The sequence below is a fragment of the Protofrankia sp. BMG5.30 genome (assembly GCF_001983005.1).
Taxonomy (GTDB): domain Bacteria; phylum Actinomycetota; class Actinomycetes; order Frankiales; family Frankiaceae; genus Protofrankia; species Protofrankia coriariae.
Genome location: NZ_MOME01000011.1, coordinates 146211 through 162628, shown reverse-complemented (window position 1 = coordinate 162628; position 16418 = coordinate 146211). Strand labels below are relative to the sequence as shown.

17 protein-coding genes are annotated in these 16418 nt (G+C 71.7%); 15 read left to right on the top strand and 2 right to left on the bottom strand.

Features of this window, described 5'->3' with window-relative positions; all coding sequences use genetic code 11:
- Nucleotides 1-11 precede the first annotated feature (11 nt).
- The 7 genes from BL254_RS07435 (at nucleotide 12) to BL254_RS07405 (ending at nucleotide 6821) form a co-directional block, all read left to right on the top strand.
- Nucleotides 12-1205: an RIP metalloprotease gene (locus tag BL254_RS07435; RefSeq protein ID WP_076842893.1), complete on the top strand. Its 1194-nt coding sequence runs from the start codon at nucleotides 12-14 to the stop codon at nucleotides 1203-1205.
- 127 nt (nucleotides 1206-1332) lie between these two features.
- A complete protein-coding gene (gene ispG, locus BL254_RS07430; RefSeq protein WP_013874813.1) occupies nucleotides 1333-2484 on the top strand; it encodes a flavodoxin-dependent (E)-4-hydroxy-3-methylbut-2-enyl-diphosphate synthase in 1152 nt (383 codons plus the stop codon).
- 18 nt (nucleotides 2485-2502) lie between these two features.
- A complete protein-coding gene (locus BL254_RS07425; protein ID WP_047221475.1) occupies nucleotides 2503-3354 on the top strand; it encodes a GNAT family N-acetyltransferase in 852 nt (283 codons plus the stop codon).
- A 157-nt stretch (nucleotides 3355-3511) separates the two neighbouring features.
- Nucleotides 3512-4588, top strand: coding sequence for an ABC transporter substrate-binding protein (locus tag BL254_RS07420; protein WP_076842892.1), 1077 nt, complete (start codon nucleotides 3512-3514; stop codon nucleotides 4586-4588).
- Nucleotides 4589-4619: 31 nt separating this feature from the next.
- Entirely contained in the window at nucleotides 4620-5381 is a 762-nt protein-coding gene (locus BL254_RS07415; RefSeq protein ID WP_047221374.1) for an ABC transporter ATP-binding protein, read from the top strand.
- Complete coding sequence (locus tag BL254_RS07410) at nucleotides 5371-6285, top strand: ABC transporter permease (protein ID WP_076842891.1); 915 nt, start codon at nucleotides 5371-5373, stop codon at nucleotides 6283-6285. The genes BL254_RS07415 and BL254_RS07410 overlap by 11 nt, the downstream gene beginning before the upstream one ends.
- Nucleotides 6286-6365: 80 nt before the next feature.
- On the top strand, nucleotides 6366-6821 hold the full coding sequence (locus BL254_RS07405) for an Rrf2 family transcriptional regulator (protein WP_047221376.1): 456 nt from the start codon (nucleotides 6366-6368) through the stop codon (nucleotides 6819-6821).
- Nucleotides 6822-6855: 34 nt separating this feature from the next.
- Here BL254_RS07405 and BL254_RS07400 read toward each other — a convergent pair whose 3' ends face one another.
- A complete protein-coding gene (locus BL254_RS07400) occupies nucleotides 6856-7314 on the bottom strand; it encodes a DUF4439 domain-containing protein (RefSeq protein ID WP_175648314.1) in 459 nt (152 codons plus the stop codon).
- 6 nt (nucleotides 7315-7320) lie between these two features.
- Entirely contained in the window at nucleotides 7321-7920 is a 600-nt protein-coding gene (locus BL254_RS07395; RefSeq protein ID WP_076842889.1) for a hypothetical protein, read from the bottom strand.
- Between the two features lie 129 nt (nucleotides 7921-8049).
- Here BL254_RS07395 and rimP point away from each other — a divergent pair, with 129 nt between their 5' ends.
- From rimP to truB, 8 genes are read left to right on the top strand one after another with little or no spacing between them, the layout of a single operon-like run.
- Nucleotides 8050-8739, top strand: coding sequence for a ribosome maturation factor RimP (gene rimP, locus BL254_RS07390; protein ID WP_076842888.1), 690 nt, complete (start codon nucleotides 8050-8052; stop codon nucleotides 8737-8739).
- Nucleotides 8736-9824 (top strand): transcription termination factor NusA, encoded by a 1089-nt coding sequence (gene nusA / locus BL254_RS07385; protein WP_047221378.1) that lies wholly within the window; start codon nucleotides 8736-8738, stop codon nucleotides 9822-9824. The genes rimP and nusA overlap by 4 nt, the downstream gene beginning before the upstream one ends.
- Complete coding sequence (locus BL254_RS07380; RefSeq protein WP_371390169.1) at nucleotides 9730-10227, top strand: YlxR family protein; 498 nt, start codon at nucleotides 9730-9732, stop codon at nucleotides 10225-10227. Before nusA ends, BL254_RS07380 begins: the two co-directional genes overlap by 95 nt.
- 60 nt (nucleotides 10228-10287) lie before the next feature.
- A complete protein-coding gene (gene infB / locus BL254_RS07375) occupies nucleotides 10288-13488 on the top strand; it encodes a translation initiation factor IF-2 (RefSeq protein ID WP_076842887.1) in 3201 nt (1066 codons plus the stop codon).
- 32 nt (nucleotides 13489-13520) lie between these two features.
- Nucleotides 13521-13886: a DUF503 domain-containing protein gene (locus BL254_RS07370; protein ID WP_076842886.1), complete on the top strand. Its 366-nt coding sequence runs from the start codon at nucleotides 13521-13523 to the stop codon at nucleotides 13884-13886.
- Nucleotides 13879-14355, top strand: coding sequence for a 30S ribosome-binding factor RbfA (gene rbfA / locus BL254_RS07365; protein WP_013874799.1), 477 nt, complete (start codon nucleotides 13879-13881; stop codon nucleotides 14353-14355). The genes BL254_RS07370 and rbfA overlap by 8 nt, the downstream gene beginning before the upstream one ends.
- 16 nt (nucleotides 14356-14371) lie before the next feature.
- A complete protein-coding gene (locus BL254_RS07360) occupies nucleotides 14372-15463 on the top strand; it encodes a bifunctional oligoribonuclease/PAP phosphatase NrnA (protein ID WP_047221380.1) in 1092 nt (363 codons plus the stop codon).
- Nucleotides 15463-16416 carry a tRNA pseudouridine(55) synthase TruB gene (truB, locus tag BL254_RS07355; protein WP_076842885.1) on the top strand — a complete coding sequence of 318 codons (954 nt, stop codon included), beginning with the start codon at nucleotides 15463-15465 and terminating at the stop codon, nucleotides 16414-16416. The genes BL254_RS07360 and truB overlap by 1 nt, the downstream gene beginning before the upstream one ends.
- Nucleotides 16417-16418 lie beyond the last annotated feature (2 nt).

The window sequence follows — 16418 nt, the reverse complement described above, 5'->3', positions numbered from 1 at the left end:
GTGAGCGCACCATGACCAACGCAGTCGGCATTGTCGCGTTCGCGCTGGCGCTGCTCGTCTCGATCCTGCTGCACGAGGCCGGCCACTTTGTGACGGCCCGTCACTACGGTATGAAGGCGTCGAAGTTCTTCGTCGGGTTCGGCCCCACCCTGTGGTCCCGGACCAGGGGCGAGACCGAGTACGGCATCAAGGCGCTGCCGGTCGGCGGGTTCGTCAAGATCGAGGGGATGACCCCGCTCGAGGAGATCGACCCGGCCGACGCACCCCGGGCGTTCCACACCCGGCCGGCGTACCAGCGGGCCGTCGTGCTGGTGGCCGGGTCGTTCATGCACTTCGTCATCGCACTGGTGCTGATCTACGGCGTGCTGCTGGCGCTGGGCACCTCACGCCCCAGTGAGAACACGGTCGGTCGGACGGTCTGTGTGCCGGTGGCGAACGAGTGCGCCCCGGGTGCCTCGGCCGGCCCGGCCGAACGCGCGGGCGTGCGCGCGGGCGACCAGGTGGTCAGCTTCGACGGCACGCCGATCACGAGCTGGAACCAGTTCACCCGCCTCATCCGTACCCACGGCGCGGGGGTCGCGCCCCTGGTGGTGGAGCGGGACGGCCAGACCGTCACGCTGTACCCGGAGCTGGTCTCGGTCATGCGTGACCGGCAGACCGGGCTCKCCGGCAACGACCCCGTCGGGGCGATCGGGATCGCGCAGGGCTACGAGACCGTCCGGTACAACCCGATCTCGGCCGTGCCGAAGACCCTGAGCGTCCTGGGCGGCGGTGTCACCGGCATGTACGACACGCTCGTGCACYGGCTCGACGAGCTCACGAACCTGTTCAGCCCCGACCGCAACCCGAACGGGCTGGTCGGTGTGGTCGGCGCGGCCCGCGTCGGTGGCGAGCTGCTGTCCGCCCCGGACACCTCCGCGAGCCAGCGGATAGGTGACTTCGTCGTTCTCGTGGCCGGGGTCAACCTGGCGGTCGGTCTGTTCAACCTGCTGCCGCTGTTCCCGCTCGACGGTGGGCACCTGGCGGTGCTCGGTTTCGAACAGGCCCGCCACGGTGTGCGCAGGCTCGCCGGCTACCGGGGCCCGACCAAGCGTGTCGATCTTGTGAAGCTCATGCCCGCGGCGTACGTAATGGTCGCATCCTTCGCCTTGCTGAGCCTGCTCATCCTGTTCGCCGACATCATCAATCCGATCAGATTCAACTAGCCGGCCGACGAGGGCGTGATCACAACTTTTTACGCCGCCGATATCCGGAAACCGGCGAGCGGTAACACCTCGTGACTTTCGTCCAGTTTCTGACCTTCGTGACCATCGACACGCCAGTGAGGACATCGTGACCGTAACTCTCGGCATGCCTGAGGCACCGGCCCTCTCGATTGCCTCCCGGCGCCGCAGCCGACAGATTCACGTCGGCAACGTGCCGGTCGGCGGGGACGCGCCCGTCTCCGTCCAGTCCATGACCACGACGCTCACCTCCGATGTCAACGCCACCCTGCAGCAGATCGCGCAGCTGACCGCCTCCGGCTGCCAGATCGTGCGCGTGGCCGTCCCCAGCCAGGACGACGCGGACGCGCTGCCCGCCATTGCCAGGAAGTCGCCGATCCCGGTTATCGCCGACATTCACTTCCAGCCGAAGTACGTGTTCGCGGCAATCAACGCCGGCTGTGCCGCCGTCCGCGTCAACCCCGGGAACATCAAGGAGTTCGACGACAAGGTCGGCGAGATCGCCCGGGCCGCCATCGACGCCGGCACCCCGATCCGCATCGGGGTCAACGCCGGCTCGCTGGACAAGCGCCTGCTGGCCAAGTACGGACGCGCCACCCCCGAAGCGCTGGTGGAGTCGGCGCTGTGGGAGTGCTCCCTGTTCGAGGAGCACGGCTTCACCGACATCAAGATCTCCGTGAAGCACCACGACCCGGTCGTGATGGTCCAGGCGTACCGGCTGCTGGCGCAGCGCTGCGACTACCCGCTGCACCTCGGGGTCACCGAGGCGGGCCCGGCGTTCCAGGGCACGATCAAGTCGGCGGTGGCCTTCGGTGCCCTGCTGTCCGAGGGCATCGGGGACACGCTGCGGGTCTCGCTGTCCGCGCCCCCGGTCGAGGAGGTCAAGGTCGGCATCGGGATCCTGGAGTCCCTGGGCCTGCGGCAGCGCACCCTGGAGATCGTCTCCTGCCCGTCCTGCGGCCGTGCCCAGGTCAACGTGTACAAGTTGGCAGAGGAGGTCAGCGCCGGGCTGGACGGGATGACCGTGCCGCTGCGGGTCGCCGTCATGGGCTGCGTGGTCAACGGCCCCGGCGAGGCGCGCGAGGCCGACCTCGGGGTGGCCTCGGGCAACGGCAAGGGGCAGATCTTCGTCCGGGGCAAGGTCATCAAGACCGTGCCCGAGGCCCAGATCGTGGAGACCCTCATCGAGGAGGCCCTGCGGCTGGCCGAGCAGATGGAGGCCGACGGCGTTTCCGGTGAACCCTCGGTTTCGGTCAGCTGACCTCAAATACTCGTGACCATGGGCCTGCCGCTGCGTTCCGCCCCCATCCGTCTGCTCGACGACCGCGACCTGCCGGCGGTGCGGGAGGTGCTGGCGCGCAATCCGATCGCCGACGTGTTCGTCGCCTCCCGCGTGCAGGCGTGCGGACTCGCTCCCTGGCGGCTCGGGGCGCAGATGTGGGGTCACATGGTCGACGGCCAGCTGGCCGCGCTGTGCTATTCGGGGGCGAACCTCTGGCCCGTGGCGGCGGGTCCGGCGTCGGCGAAGGTGTTTGCCGAACGGGCCCGTCGCCAGGGCCGCCGGTGTTCCTCGATCGTCGGGGTGGCCGAGACGGTGCTGGCGATGTGGCGGCACCTGGAACCGGGCTGGGGGCCGGCCCGCGAGGTCAGGGCGGACCAGCCGCTGCTGGCGATCTCCAAGCCGCCTGCGGTCGCCCCGGATCCGGCCGTCCGCCGAGTGCGGCCGGACGAACTGGACGTGCTGCTGCCGGCGTGCGTGGCGATGTTCACCGAGGAGATCGGGGTCTCCCCGGTCCGTGACGACGGTGGCGCGCTCTACCGGGCCCGGGTCGCCGAGTTCGTCAACCAGCGTCGTTCCTTCGCCCGCATCGAGGACGGGCGCGTGGTGTTCAAGGCCGAGATCGGCGCGGTCGCCGGGGACGTCTGCCAGATCCAGGGGGTCTGGGTGGCCCCGGAGCTGCGGGGCACGGGGATCGGGACGGCGGGTACGGCCAGCGTCGTGGCGCTGGCGCAGACCAGCCTCGCGCCCGTGGTGAGCCTCTACGTCAACGAGTACAACCATGCCGCCCGCCGGGTTTACGACCGGGTGGGCTTCTACCGGGCCGGGACCTTCGCGTCGATCCTGTTCTGACTGTCCGTTTCTGCGCGCCCACCGGCCGTTTTCTAACCATTTTTGTGAACAAAGGGCCGGGATGGCGACCTTGTCGCGAGTCTGGCATCCTCTGTTTCTCAACCACTTCTATCGAATTGCGTGGCGCTGCGTGCTGCCACGGTGGAGGGGAAGGCTCATGTTCTCGAGGAGGCTGTGGCGTCGGGTCGCGCCACTGCTCACGGCCGGCGCGCTGGCGTTGGCGCTGACGGCCTGCTCGAGCGGGGGAGACGACGACACCGTCACGACCGGCAACGCCACCGGTGGCAACCCGACCGGCACCCTGCGGCTCGGCTATTTCCCCAACCTCACCCACGCGCCCGCCGTTTACGGCATCGATCAGGGCATCTTCGCGCAGAAGCTCGGCCCGGGCGTGGAGCTGAAGACCGCGACGTTCAACTCGGGTGTCCAGGCGTCCGAAGCCCTCATTTCCGGTGCGCTGGACGCCACCTATATCGGACCGAACCCGGCGGTCAACACCTTCACCAAGTCCAAGGGTGAGGCTGTCCGGATCGTCTCAGGGGTGACCTCGGGCGGTGCCGGGCTGGTGGTGAAGAGCGACATCACCTCGGTCGAGCAGCTGCGGGGCAGGACGATCGCCACCCCGAGCCTGGGCAACACCCAGGACGTGGCCCTGCGCTACTACCTCAAGCAGCACGGCCTGGCCACCGACAAGAGCGGCGGCGGCGACGTCCAGATCCGCCCGCAGGACAACACGGTGACGGTGGACGCCTTCAAGTCCGGCGCCATCGACGGCGCGTGGGTGCCCGAGYCGACTCTGTCCCGGCTGATCTCCGACGGTGGGAAGCTGCTGGTCGACGAGGCGACGGAATGGCCCGGCGGCAGGTTTGTCACCACGTTGCTGCTGGTGCGCACCGACTATCTCAAGAGCAACCCTGAGATCGTCAGGCGTCTGGTGGAGGCGAACGCCGCCTCGATCGACGCCCTCAACGCCGACCCGGTCAAGGGTCGGGACGTGACCAACCAGGGGCTGGCGAAACTGTCCGGCAAGCCGTTGGCCGACGCCGTCATCGAGCCGGCCTGGAAGCGCCTGACGTTCACGGTCGACCCGGTCGCGTCGTCGCTGGTCGCCTCGGCCGATCACGCGACCGAGCTCGGCCTGCTGCCCAAGGCCGATCTGAACGGAATTTTCGATCTCACGGCTGTGAACGCGGTGCTGGCGGCGAGCGGCAAGCCGTCGGTGTCCGCGCAGTAGCTGTACGTTCCGGATCAGGGAGCAGTTTCCAGTGACCGCTGTCATCGACGCGAGCGCGGTCCGGATCGACGGTGTGAGCCGGATCTTCGGGTCCGGCTCACACCGCGTCCACGCACTCGACAACGTCTCCTTCGACGCCCGGCCGGGGGAGTTCGTCTGTCTGCTGGGCGCCTCCGGCTGTGGGAAGTCGACGTTGCTGGGCATCCTCGCCGGCATCGACAACCCCACGTCCGGCACGGTCGACGTCGGTGACCGCCAGGTCGGGCTGATGTTCCAGGATTCGGCGTTGCTGCCGTGGCTGACCGCCGGGGGCAACGTCGCCCTGCCGATGAAGATCCGCGGTGTCCCCCGGGCCGACCGGAAGGCCCGGGTCGAACAGCTGCTCGCGCTGGTCCGCCTCGCCGGCCTGGCCGACAAGCGTCCGCACGAACTCTCCGGCGGTATGCGCCAGCGGGTCAGTCTCGCCAGGGCGTTCGCCCAGGAGGCGGACGTGCTGTGCATGGACGAGCCCTTCGGCGCCCTCGACGCGATGACGCGCGACCTGCTGCACGACGAGCTGGAACGGATCTGGCGGGAGACCGGCGTGACCATCCTGTTCGTCACCCACGACGTGCGGGAGGCGGTGCGCCTCGGCGACCGCGTCGTGCTGCTGTCGAGCCGGCCGGGGCGGGTGGCCGAGATCTTCGACGTCGGGCTGCCGCGTCCCCGCCGTATCGACTCACCCGACGTGGCCGCGCTGGCCGTGGCCATCACCGACCGACTGCGTGAGGAGGTGGTCCGCCATGGCCACTGAGGTCACGATCACGTCCGCGACGGCGCGCGCCACGCCGGTCGGGTCAGCCGCCGACATCGACGCCGCCCTCGCCGGGCTCGACGCCCTTGAGACGGCCACCGAGCCCCGTCCCCCGCTCGCGCTGAGGATCTGGTCGGTGACCTGGCCGAAGCTGGGCGCGATCATCATCTTCCTGCTGCTGTGGCAGGTCGTGGTGTGGAGCGGCTGGAAGCCCTCCTACGTGCTGCCCGGCCCGGGTGAGGCCCTCTCGGACCTGGGCCGCAGGGTCACCACCGGGGACTTCTGGTCGGCCGCCGCCCGCACCCTGCAACGGGCCGTGGCCGGATACGCACTGGCCATCCTCATCGGCGGAATCGTCGGCGTGGCCGTGGCCCGGTTCGCCCTGCTGCGGTCCGCGGTTGGCTCGTTCATCACGGCGTTGCAGACCATGCCGTCCATCGTCTGGTTCCCGCTGGCGATCCTGCTGTTCAAGCTCACCGAGTCCGCGATCCTCTTCGTCGTCGTGCTCGGCGCCGCGCCGTCGATCGCCAACGGTGTCATCAGCGGCATCGACTACGTCCCGCCCCTGCTGACCCGGCTCGGCCGGACCATGGGAGCGCGCGGCCTGCAGCTCTACCGGCTGGTGGTGGCACCGGCGGCCCTGCCGTCGGTGGTGGCCGGGCTCAAGCAGGGCTGGGCGTTCGCCTGGCGCAGCCTGATGGCCGGCGAACTGCTCGTCGTCGTCCCCGGCCACCCCTCCATCGGCTCGGACCTGGAGGACAGCCGGCAGCTGCTGGACACGGTGGGCGTGCTGGCGATGATGATGRCGATCTTCGTCATCGGGGTGCTGGTGGACGCCGCCTTCAACGCCGGCGACCGCCGAATGCGCGCCCGCCGGGGGCTGCTGCCGCCTCGGTCACACTGAGTTGTAGCGGATCCGGGTCGCGCGGCGGCGGGTGGCACCCGGCTCGGGCGTACGGGGACCTTGGCCGGCAAGATGGATGCATGCAGATCTCCGCGCGAGCCGACTATGCCCTGCGTGCGTTGCTCACCCTGGCCGCGTCCAACGGCGATCTCGTCAAGGGTGAGACGCTGGCGACCGCGCAGGATCTGCCGCTGCGGTTCCTGGAGAACATCCTCACCGACCTGCGCCGCAGCGGTCTGGTGCGCAGCCGGCGAGGGGCTGACGGCGGCTACCGGCTCTGCCGGCCGGCGAACGAGATCACCGTGGCGATGGTCATCCGGGCCACCGACGGCCCACTGGCCAGCGTCCGGGGCCGCCGGCCGGAGGAGGCGGTGTACGAAGGCGCCGCCAAACACCTCCAGGAGGTGTGGATCGCCGTGCGGGTCAGCCTCCGCCGGGTCCTTGAGGAGGTGACGCTGGCCGACATCGCCAGCGGCCACCTGCCACCGATCGTCGGCGAGCTCGGCCGGGACCGTGACGCCTGGGTCGGCCGCTGATCTTTCCCGTCACGCTCGGAGTTTCCCGCCACCTTCAGACACCGGGCAGTGCCCGGGTGGCCCGCTCCACCGGCTGGCCCGCGGCCAGGCGTGCCTGCTGGCCGCGTACGGCCGTCCCCGCCAGCGCGTCGACCACCAGCGCGCGCAGATCGCCGGCCAGCGCGTCGAGCGCGTCGTACGCGGCGGCCGCGCAGCGGTCCTCAACGGCGGCGAGCAGTTCGAGCGCGCCGGTGAGCCCGCTGGGCGGCACCGGCAGCTGGTACGCGGGCTGGGCCGCCGGCGGGCTGCCGCCGCGGCCGAGGACCTCGGCCACCAGCCGGTCTCGCAGCTCCCGGTGGGCGCTGTAGGCGGTCTGGGCGAGCAGCCGGGTCGGGTCCGAGGCGGGCCGCAGCGGCGCCAGCGCGCCACCGGCCGCGGCACAGGCGTACACGGCGGCGTGCTGCACCGCCAGCAGGTCGGACAGCGCCTGGACGGTGCCCGGGTCGTCCGCCATCAGCGATCACCCAGCCAGCTGGGTKAGCAGGTCGGCATGGGCGAGTTCGGCCGCGTGGATGCTGGCCAGCAGGGGGACGACGGCCGCGGCCGCCGTCAGGCACCGGGTGCGCAGCAGGGCCGCGGCCTGTTGTTCCAGTTGGACGAGCGCGGCGACCGTGACCTGTTGGGACACCGCGCTCCGTTGGGGCGTCGCCTGGTCGGCCGTGGCGAGCTGGGCGGTGGTGGGCCGGGCCGTGGCGGAACCGAACGCCCCGGGGGCGCTGGGTATCCCTGGCAGGTCAGTGGCGATCGTGAGGCCGCCGCCGGTCGCGGCCGATCCGAGACGGCCGACGTGCTCGACATGGTGGGCGCGTAGCACCGTCAGGGTGGCGGCGATCGCCGGATGCGTGCGGATCGCCTGATCATAGGCGACGAGAAGGCCCTGCTCGGACCGTGTCGCCGCCTCGAGCAGGGCGCTGTCGACGGTGTCCGGGCCGCTGGGCTCGCCCGGGCCGTACGCCGACCGGTTCCAGCTGCAGCCGGCGAGCACAGCCGTCGCGGCCAGGGGGAGCGCGCCGAGAACACCCCGCCGGCTCGGTCGCCGGCCAGCACCTGTCACGCTCACGGTCCAGCAGCTTGTCACAGCGACGGCGGTGGCGGCCGGACTCCCCGGCCGCCGCGGGGAGAAGCCGGTCGGGTCGGACGTAGGCTCAGGATCTCCGGAGAGCACCATCGTGGAAAGGAGCGGGTCGACATGGGCGACGCCGTGGCCGCAACCAGTGCCGCCGATGCCGGGGGTGGGCGACGTCGCGCCCGGACCCGGCCCCGAAGCCCGGACGTCCGGCCCAGCTCCGCCCGGGCGGAGCTGGTGCGCCTGCTCACCCCGCAGCTTGCCGCACGGGGGTTCGACCTGGAAGACGTCACCGTCAGCCGGGCCGGCTCCCGTAGCGTGGTCCGGGTGGTCGTGGACCGCGACGGCGGGGTGGACCTGGACGCGGTCGCCGAGGCCAGCCGGGTGGCCTCGGCCGTGCTCGACGCCGCCGAGACCGATCCGGCGGCCGGTGGCCCGCCGCTGGCCGGGCCGTACGTCCTCGAGGTCAGCTCGCCCGGTGTCGATCGTCCGCTGGTGGCGCCGCGGCACTGGCGCCGGGCCCGCGGGCGGCTGGTGTCGGTGCGTACCCGGGACGGCCGGCAGCTGCTCGGGCGGGTGCGCGCCACGGACGAGCAGACGGCCGAGCTGGTGCCCGAGGGTGGGCGCACGGCCGTCGGCGAAGTGATACGGATATCCTTTGCGGACGTGGTCAGAGCCGCTGTGCAGGTGGAGTTCCGCGCAACCGACGAGGATCTCGTGACCGGCGACGAGGATCCCGCGGGCGACGAGCATCCTGCAGGCGACGAGGTCCTCGCGGCCGGCGAGGCCCAGGACGCGGAGGCGCAGCGATGAAACTCGACGTGGCGGCGTTGCGCGGCATCGAACGTGAGAAGGACATCGCCTTCGACACCCTGGTGGAGGCGATCGAGACCGCKCTGCTGACCGCCTACCGGCACACCGACGGGGCGGCCGCGGACGCTCGGGTGGTCATCGACCGGACGTCCGGGCACGTGGCGGTGTACGCCCGCGAGACCTCCCTGGACGGGATGACGCGGGAATGGGAGGACACCCCCGCGGACTTCGGCCGGATCGCCACGATGACGGCCAAGCAGGTGATCATGCAGCGGCTGCGCGAGGCCCAGCAGGAGATCACCTACGGGCAGTATGCCGACCGGGAGCACGAGGTCGTCTCCGGCGTCGTCCAGCACCACGAGCAGCGGGCCGGCTCGAAGGTCGTTCTGGTCGATCTCGGCACCATCGAGGGCGTGCTGCCGCCCGCCGAGCAGGTTCCCGGCGAACGTTTCGAGCACGGGGACCGCATCAAGTGTTATGTCGTCAGCGTCACCCGGGGCGTGCACGGCCCCACGGTGACCCTGTCGCGGACCCATCCGGAGCTGGTCAAGGGCCTGTTCCGGCTGGAGGTGCCGGAGGTGGCCGACGGCACGGTGGAAATAGCCGCGATCGCCAGGGAGGCGGGCCACCGCAGCAAGATCGCGGTTCGGTCGACGGTGGCCGGGGTGAACCCGAAGGGCGCCTGCATCGGCCCGATGGGAGCGCGGGTACGGGCCGTCATGGCCGAGCTGCATGGCGAAAAGATCGACATCGTCGACTGGTCCGCTGACCCGGCCACGTTCGTCGGTAACGCACTGTCACCGGCACGGGTGGCCCGGGTCGAGGTCACGGATCCCGCCGTCCGCGCGGCGCGGGTGGTCGTGCCGGACTACCAGCTCTCCCTCGCCATTGGCCGGGAAGGGCAGAACGCCCGGTTGGCGGCACGCCTGACCGGGTGGCGCATCGACATCCACTCGGACACGGAAGGCGCCGGTGACCCAGTGGCACGGGATGGTGCCGAGGCGGGTGCCCGGCGGGCCGTGTCGCCGTCCCTTCCCCGGAGATCTCCCGCTACCGGCGGCCCCTCGTCAGGTGCAACGAGATAGACTGATGGGCGCACGCCGTGCGGAGCCGGTCCGTACATGTGTGGGATGCCGTGCCCGGGTGGCGCGGTCGGACCTGATGCGTACGGTGGCAGTTGGCGGTGAGCTCAGACCAGATGTTCGCCGACGTATGCCTGGGCGGGGGGCACACCTGCACCCCGATCTGGCATGCCTGGATCTCGCGGAACGCCGCAGGGCGTTTCCGCGGGCGCTGCGGGTCGCGGGGCCGCTCGGACTTGAACATGTCAGGGCGCACCTCGTCCAGCAGCGCACGGCCGGGGAGCAGCGTAGGACGGACAGGCCTCGCACCGATGCGGGGTTGACGGAAGATCGAACGACGTCACCAGATGTCGACACGGAAGCAGGTCGAGACAGCGATGACCGCGCGATGAGCACGCAGCCATGATCACGACCGGCAGGTAACCAGGGTCACGCGGGCGGACCGCGGGCCGAACGAAGGAGCACCGTGGCAGGAAAGGCCCGCGTACATGAGCTCGCCAAGGAGCTTGGCGTCGACAGCAAGACCGTGCTTGCCAAACTGAAGGATCTCGGCGAGTTCGTGAAGTCGGCATCATCCACAGTCGAGGCACCGGTCGTCCGCAAGCTCAAGGAGTCGTTCCCCTCCGAGAGCGCCGGCGCGCAGCGGCCCGCCGCGCGCGGCGGCGGCGCCTCGGGCAACGGCGCCCGGCCGGTACCCGGTGCCCGTCCCGGGCCGGTACCGCCCCGCCCGGGTCCGCGGGTACCCGGCCGTCCGGGCGCACCGGGCGCACCGGGCGCACCAGGCGCACCAGCCCGTCAGCAGGGCCCCGGGGCCCCGGCCGCGCCCGCCGGCCAGACACCGTCAGGCCCGGTCGCCCCACCGCGTCCGAACACGTCGCCGACACCGCACGCCGCCGCGGCCCGCGGGGCCAGCCCGGTTCCCGCGGCGGGTGCCCCGTCGGCCGCGCAGCACACGCGGCCCCGCCCGGGCCCCACTCCGCCCTCCCGGCCGGGCTCCACGGGCGGCGCGCACAACGCGCCCGCGCAGACCCCGCCGGACACGGGCCCGGCGGCGCAGACCCCGCCGGTGAAGAACGCCCCGGCCTCGGGGCCGTCGGTGAAGAACTCTGGCTCGCGGCCCACGCCCGGCCCGCGTCCCGGCCCCCGGCCGGCCGGCCCTGGTAACAACCCGTACACGACATCGGGCTCGCAGTCACGGCCGCAGTCGCCGGCTTCCGGCGCCTCCGGTGGTACGCCGGCCGCGCCGTCGCACCGTCCAGGCGCCGGTGGGCGTCCCGGCGGCCCACGTCCGGGCGGCGCGGGTGGCCCGCGTCCCGGTGGTACCGGTGGCCCGCGGCCGTCGCCCGGCCAGATGCCGCCGCGTCCCGGTGGTACCGGTGGCCCGCGGCCGTCGCCCGGCCAGATGCCGCCGCGTCCCGGTGGTACCGGTGGCCCGCGGCCCAATCCGAGCATGTTCCCCTCCCGCCCCGCCGGGGGCGGGCCGCGCCCCGGCGGTGGTGGCGGCGGTGGCGGCGGTGGCCGTCCGGCTCCCGGTGGTGGTGGCGGCGGACGACCCGGCGGCGGGCGTCCAGGCGGTGGCGGCGGCTTCGCCGGTCGCGGCGCGCCTGGCCGTCCGGCCGGCGCAGGGGCCGGCGGGGGCGCGGGTGCCCCCGGGCGTCCCGGTGGCGGTGGTCCTGGCGGTCCCGGTGGTCCCGGCGGTCGTCCCACCTCCGGGGGGCGCGGCCGCGGTGGCACCACGGCCGGCGCGTTCGGTCCCGGTGGCCGTGGCCGCCCAGGGCGTCAGCGCAAGTCCAAGCGCGCGAAGCGGCAGGAATGGGAGAGCGGGCTGGAAGCCCCCCGCATGGGGGCGATGGTCCCGCGCGGCAACGGGCAGGTCATCAGACTGCCCCGGGGCGCCTCCCTGGCCGACTTCGCGGACAAGATCGACGCCAACCAGGGCGCGCTCGTCCAGGTCGTGTTCACCCAGCTCGGCGAGATGGTGACCGCGACGCAGTCGTGCACGGACGAGACCCTGCAGCTGCTCGGCGTGACGCTCGGGTACGAGGTGCAGATCGTCAGCCCCGAGGACGAGGACAAGGAGCTCCTGGAGAGCTTCGACCTGTCCTTCGGGGGTGCCTACGGCGACGAGGTCGAGCTGCGGCCGCGGCCGCCGGTCGTGACAGTCATGGGCCACGTCGACCACGGCAAGACGAAGCTGCTCGACGCGATCAGGCAGACGGACGTCGTCAGCGGCGAGGCCGGTGGGATCACCCAGCACATCGGGGCCTACCAGGTCCGGGCGAAGGTCGACGGCGAAGAGCGGAAGATCACCTTCATTGACACCCCTGGTCACGAGGCGTTCACCGCGATGCGTGCCCGTGGTGCGCAGGTGACCGACATCGTGGTGCTGGTGGTCGCCGCCGACGACGGCGTCAAGCCGCAGACGATCGAGGCGCTCAACCATGCCCAGGCCGCCGACGTGCCCATCGTCGTCGCCGTCAACAAGATCGACAAGGAGGGGGCGGACCCGCAGAAGGTGCGCGGGCAGCTCACCGAGTACGGGCTGGTCGCCGAGGAGTACGGCGGTGACGCCATGTTTGTCGACGTCTCCGCCCGCAACCGCACCAACATCGACGGGCTGCTCGAGGCGGTCATCCTCACCGCCGACGCGGCGCTGGACATGCGTGCCCCGACCGACGTCGAGGCCCAGGGAGTGGCGATCGAAGGCCGGCTGGACCGCGGCCGCGGCCCGGTGGCCACCGTCCTCGTCCAGCGCGGAACGCTGCGGGTCGGGGACTCGATCGTCGCCGGCGAGGCCTTCGGCCGTGTCCGGGCGATGCTCGACGAGCACGGCGACCCGGTGACCGAGGCCGGCCCGGCCCGTCCCGTCCAGGTGCTCGGGTTCACCAGCGTCCCCGACGCCGGCGACAACTTCCTGGTCGTTCCGGAGGACCGGGTCGCCCGCCAGATCGCCGAGCGGCGGCAGGCGCGCGAACGCAACGCCGAGCTCGCGCTCAGCCGTGGCCGCCCGACCCTGGAGACGATCCTGGAGCGGATGAAGGAGGGCGAGAAGACCCAGCTCAACCTCATCCTCAAGGGCGACGTGTCCGGTTCGGTCGAGACGGTCGAGGACTCGCTCCTCAAGATCGATATCGGCGACGAGGTCTCGTTGCGGATCATCGGACGCGGCGTCGGTGCGATCACCGAGAACGACGTGAACCTGGCCAGCGCGTCCGACGCGGTCATCCTCGGCTTCAACGTCCGCGCCGAGGGCAAGGCGCGGGAGCTCGCCGAGCGCGAGCGCGTCGACGTCCGCTACTACTCGGTCATCTACCAGGCGATCGAGGACATCGAGAACGCGCTCAAGGGCATGCTCAAGCCGGTCTACGAGGAGATCCAGCTCGGGACCGCCGAAGTCCGCGAGGTGTTCCGGGTGCCGCGGATCGGCAACGTCGCCGGCTGCCTCGTACGCTCCGGGCTCATCCGCCGCAACGCCAGGGCGCGCCTGGTCCGCGACGGTGTCGTCGTCGCGGACAACCTCACGGTCGAGTCGCTCAAGCGGTTCAAGGACGACGCGACCGAGGTCCGGGAGGGCTACGAGTGTGGTGTGGGGCTCGGCTCGTTCAACGACATCAAGGTCGATGACGTGATCGAGACCTTCGAGCAGCGGGAGGTTCCCCGTTCCTGAGGAGCTTCCCAGGCAGCCTTGAGGACACGGCTATGTGGACGGGAACGGCGGTGTTCGACCTTCTCCTCGGCGACATCCGCTCGCTGAAGGAGAAACGGTCGATGGTCCGACCGGTGGTGGCGGAGCTCCGCCGCAGGCATGCGGTGAGTGCGGCGGAGACCGGCCATCACGATCTGCACCGTCGGGCGCAGGTCGCCGTGGCCGTGGTGGCTGCGGATCGGRCCCACTGCGTCGAAGTCGTCGAGGCCTGTGAGCGTCTGGTTGCGCAGCGTCCCGAACTGGAGCTGCTTTCGGCGCGAGTACGGTATTTCTCCGACGAGGACGACTCCTCCGACAAGGACGACTCCTCCGACGAGGATGCGGTGACGGTGACGGTGACGGGAGGAAGCCATGGCTGACCCTGCTCGGGCCCGCCGGCTCGCGGTACGTATCCGTGAAGTGGTTGCGGCCGCGCTGGAACGCCAGGTGAAGGACCCGCGACTGGGCATGGTCACCGTGACCGACGCCCGGGTGACGCCGGACCTGACCGAGGCCACCGTCTTCTACACCGTCTACGGCGACGACGCGGACCGGGCGGACTCGGCCCGCGCGCTGGAGTCGGCCAAGGGCCTGCTGCGCAGCCAGGTCGGCCGGCAGACCGGGGTCAAGGTCACCCCGACCCTGACCTTCGTCCACGACCGGCTGCCGGAGGACGCCCGCCACCTCGAGGAACTGATCAGCACTGCCCGGAAGCGGGACGCGAGCCTGGCCGGCGTGCGGGATGGCGCCCGACCGGCCGGTGAGGCCGACCCGTACCGTAAGCCCCGTGGGGATGACGACGAGCCCGCTGGGGGCATGATGTCTGATGAGGGCCTGATGGGGACATGATGGGGGTCGAGCTGCGATGACCGACGTGACGAGCCTCGCGGACCTGTCCCTGCTACCGGTACCCGAGGCCGGGGACGCGACGGCTCGGACGCAGGCGGAGTCCGGGGACGCGGTCGGCGAGCAACGAAACCGCGCGGTCGAGGCGATCCTGTCCGCCGTCCAGGGCGGYGAGAGCATCCTGCTGGTGGCGCACGTCGACCCGGACGGGGACAGCCTCGGGTCGGCGATCGCGCTTGGGCTGGCCCTGCGCACGCTCGGCAGCCGGGCGTCGGTGTCGTTCGACAGTGACCCGTTCGTGGTGCCGCGTTCCCTGACCTTCCTGCCCGGCCAGGACCTCCTCGTCCCGCCGGCGCTGGTCCCGGCGACCCCGGATCTGGTGGTGACGCTGGACGCCGGCAGCCTTGGCCGGCTCGGGGCCTTGGGGCGGGTCGCCACCCGGGCCCGCCGGATGGTCGTGATCGACCATCACGCCTCGAACACCCGGTTCGGGGACATCAACGTCATCGACGCCGACGCCGCGTCCACCAGCGTAATGATCACCGATGTCATCGACGCGCTCGGCGTGGAGCTCGACCACGACCTGGCCGTGGCGATCTACACCGGTCTGGTGACCGACACCGGATCGTTCCGCTACGCCGCGACRACGCCGGCTGTCCACCAGCTGGCCGCCCGGCTGCTGGCCACCGGCATCCGCCACGACCTGATCACCCGGACGGTGTGGGACACCCACCGGTTCGGCTACCTGCGGCTGCTCGGCGAACTGCTCGGCCGGGCCCGCCTGGAGCCCGAACACGACCTGGTCTGGACGTGGTGYGCGTTCCCGGACCTCACCCGCGCCGGGCTCACCCTGGACGAGATCGAAGGGGTGATCGACATCGTGCGGACCACCGCCGAGGCCGAGGTGGCGGTCGTCTGCAAGCAGGGCGCCGACGAGGTCTGGCGGGTGTCGGTACGTTCCAAGGGTGCTGTCGACGTCGGCGCGGTGTGCACCGAACTCGGTGGCGGCGGCCACCGCTTCGCCGCCGGGCTGACCTCGTCGAACCCTCTTGAGCAGACACTGGACAGCCTGCGCGACGCGCTGGTGCGAGCACCCCGGCTGCCCGTCTGATGGGTGCCGCCACCGTCCCGGGCGGGGCGGGAGGCCCGGTCACGGAGGGTCTGGTCGTGGTCGACAAGCCGTCGGGGTGGACCTCACACGACGTGGTCGCCCGCTCCCGCCGGATACTGCGCACCCGCCGGATCGGCCATGCGGGCACGCTCGACCCGATGGCCACCGGCGTGCTGGTGCTCGGGGTGGGCCGGGGCACCCGACTGCTCGGGCACCTCGCGCTGACGGACAAGGTCTACGAGGCGACGGTGCGGCTCGGCGTCTCGACCACCACCGACGACGCCGAGGGTGAGGTGCTCGCCGTCGCGGACGACGCCGTCGCCCAGACGGCGGCCGCCGACCAGCCGCGCCTGGCCGCCGCCATGGCAGCGCTCACCGGTGAGATCGACCAGGTCCCGTCCGCGGTCAGTGCGGTGAAGGTCGACGGGGTGCGAGCCTACGCCCGGGTGCGCGCCGGGCAGGACGTCATCCTGGCGGCGCGCCGGGTGACGGTGAGCCGGTTCGACCTGCTGGCCCGTCGCGGCACGGATCTCGACGTGGCCGTGGCCTGCTCCAGCGGCACCTACGTGCGGGCGCTGGCCCGCGACCTCGGCGCGGCGCTGGGCTGCGGCGCCCACCTCACCGCCCTGCGGCGGACGTCGGTGGGCTCGTTCGGCCTTGCCGGGGCGGTCACGCTCGACGCCCTCGCCGAGCGGGGGGCGGCCGCGCTGCGTCCGCTGGCCGACRCTGTCGGTACGCTTTTCCCCCGTCGCCAGGTCGACGCCGACGAAGCATGTGCGATATCTCATGGCCGCCGGCTGCCGCCGTTCGGAGCGCCCGACATCTACGGTGTCTTCGGCCCTGCTGGTGAGCTGCTTGCCCTGGCTCGGGACACCGCGGGGGCCGGCCGGCCGTTGGTGGTTTTCACGCCGCCTTCCACCCCTGGGCCCGCGGAGATCCCGATAGGCTTTTGAAC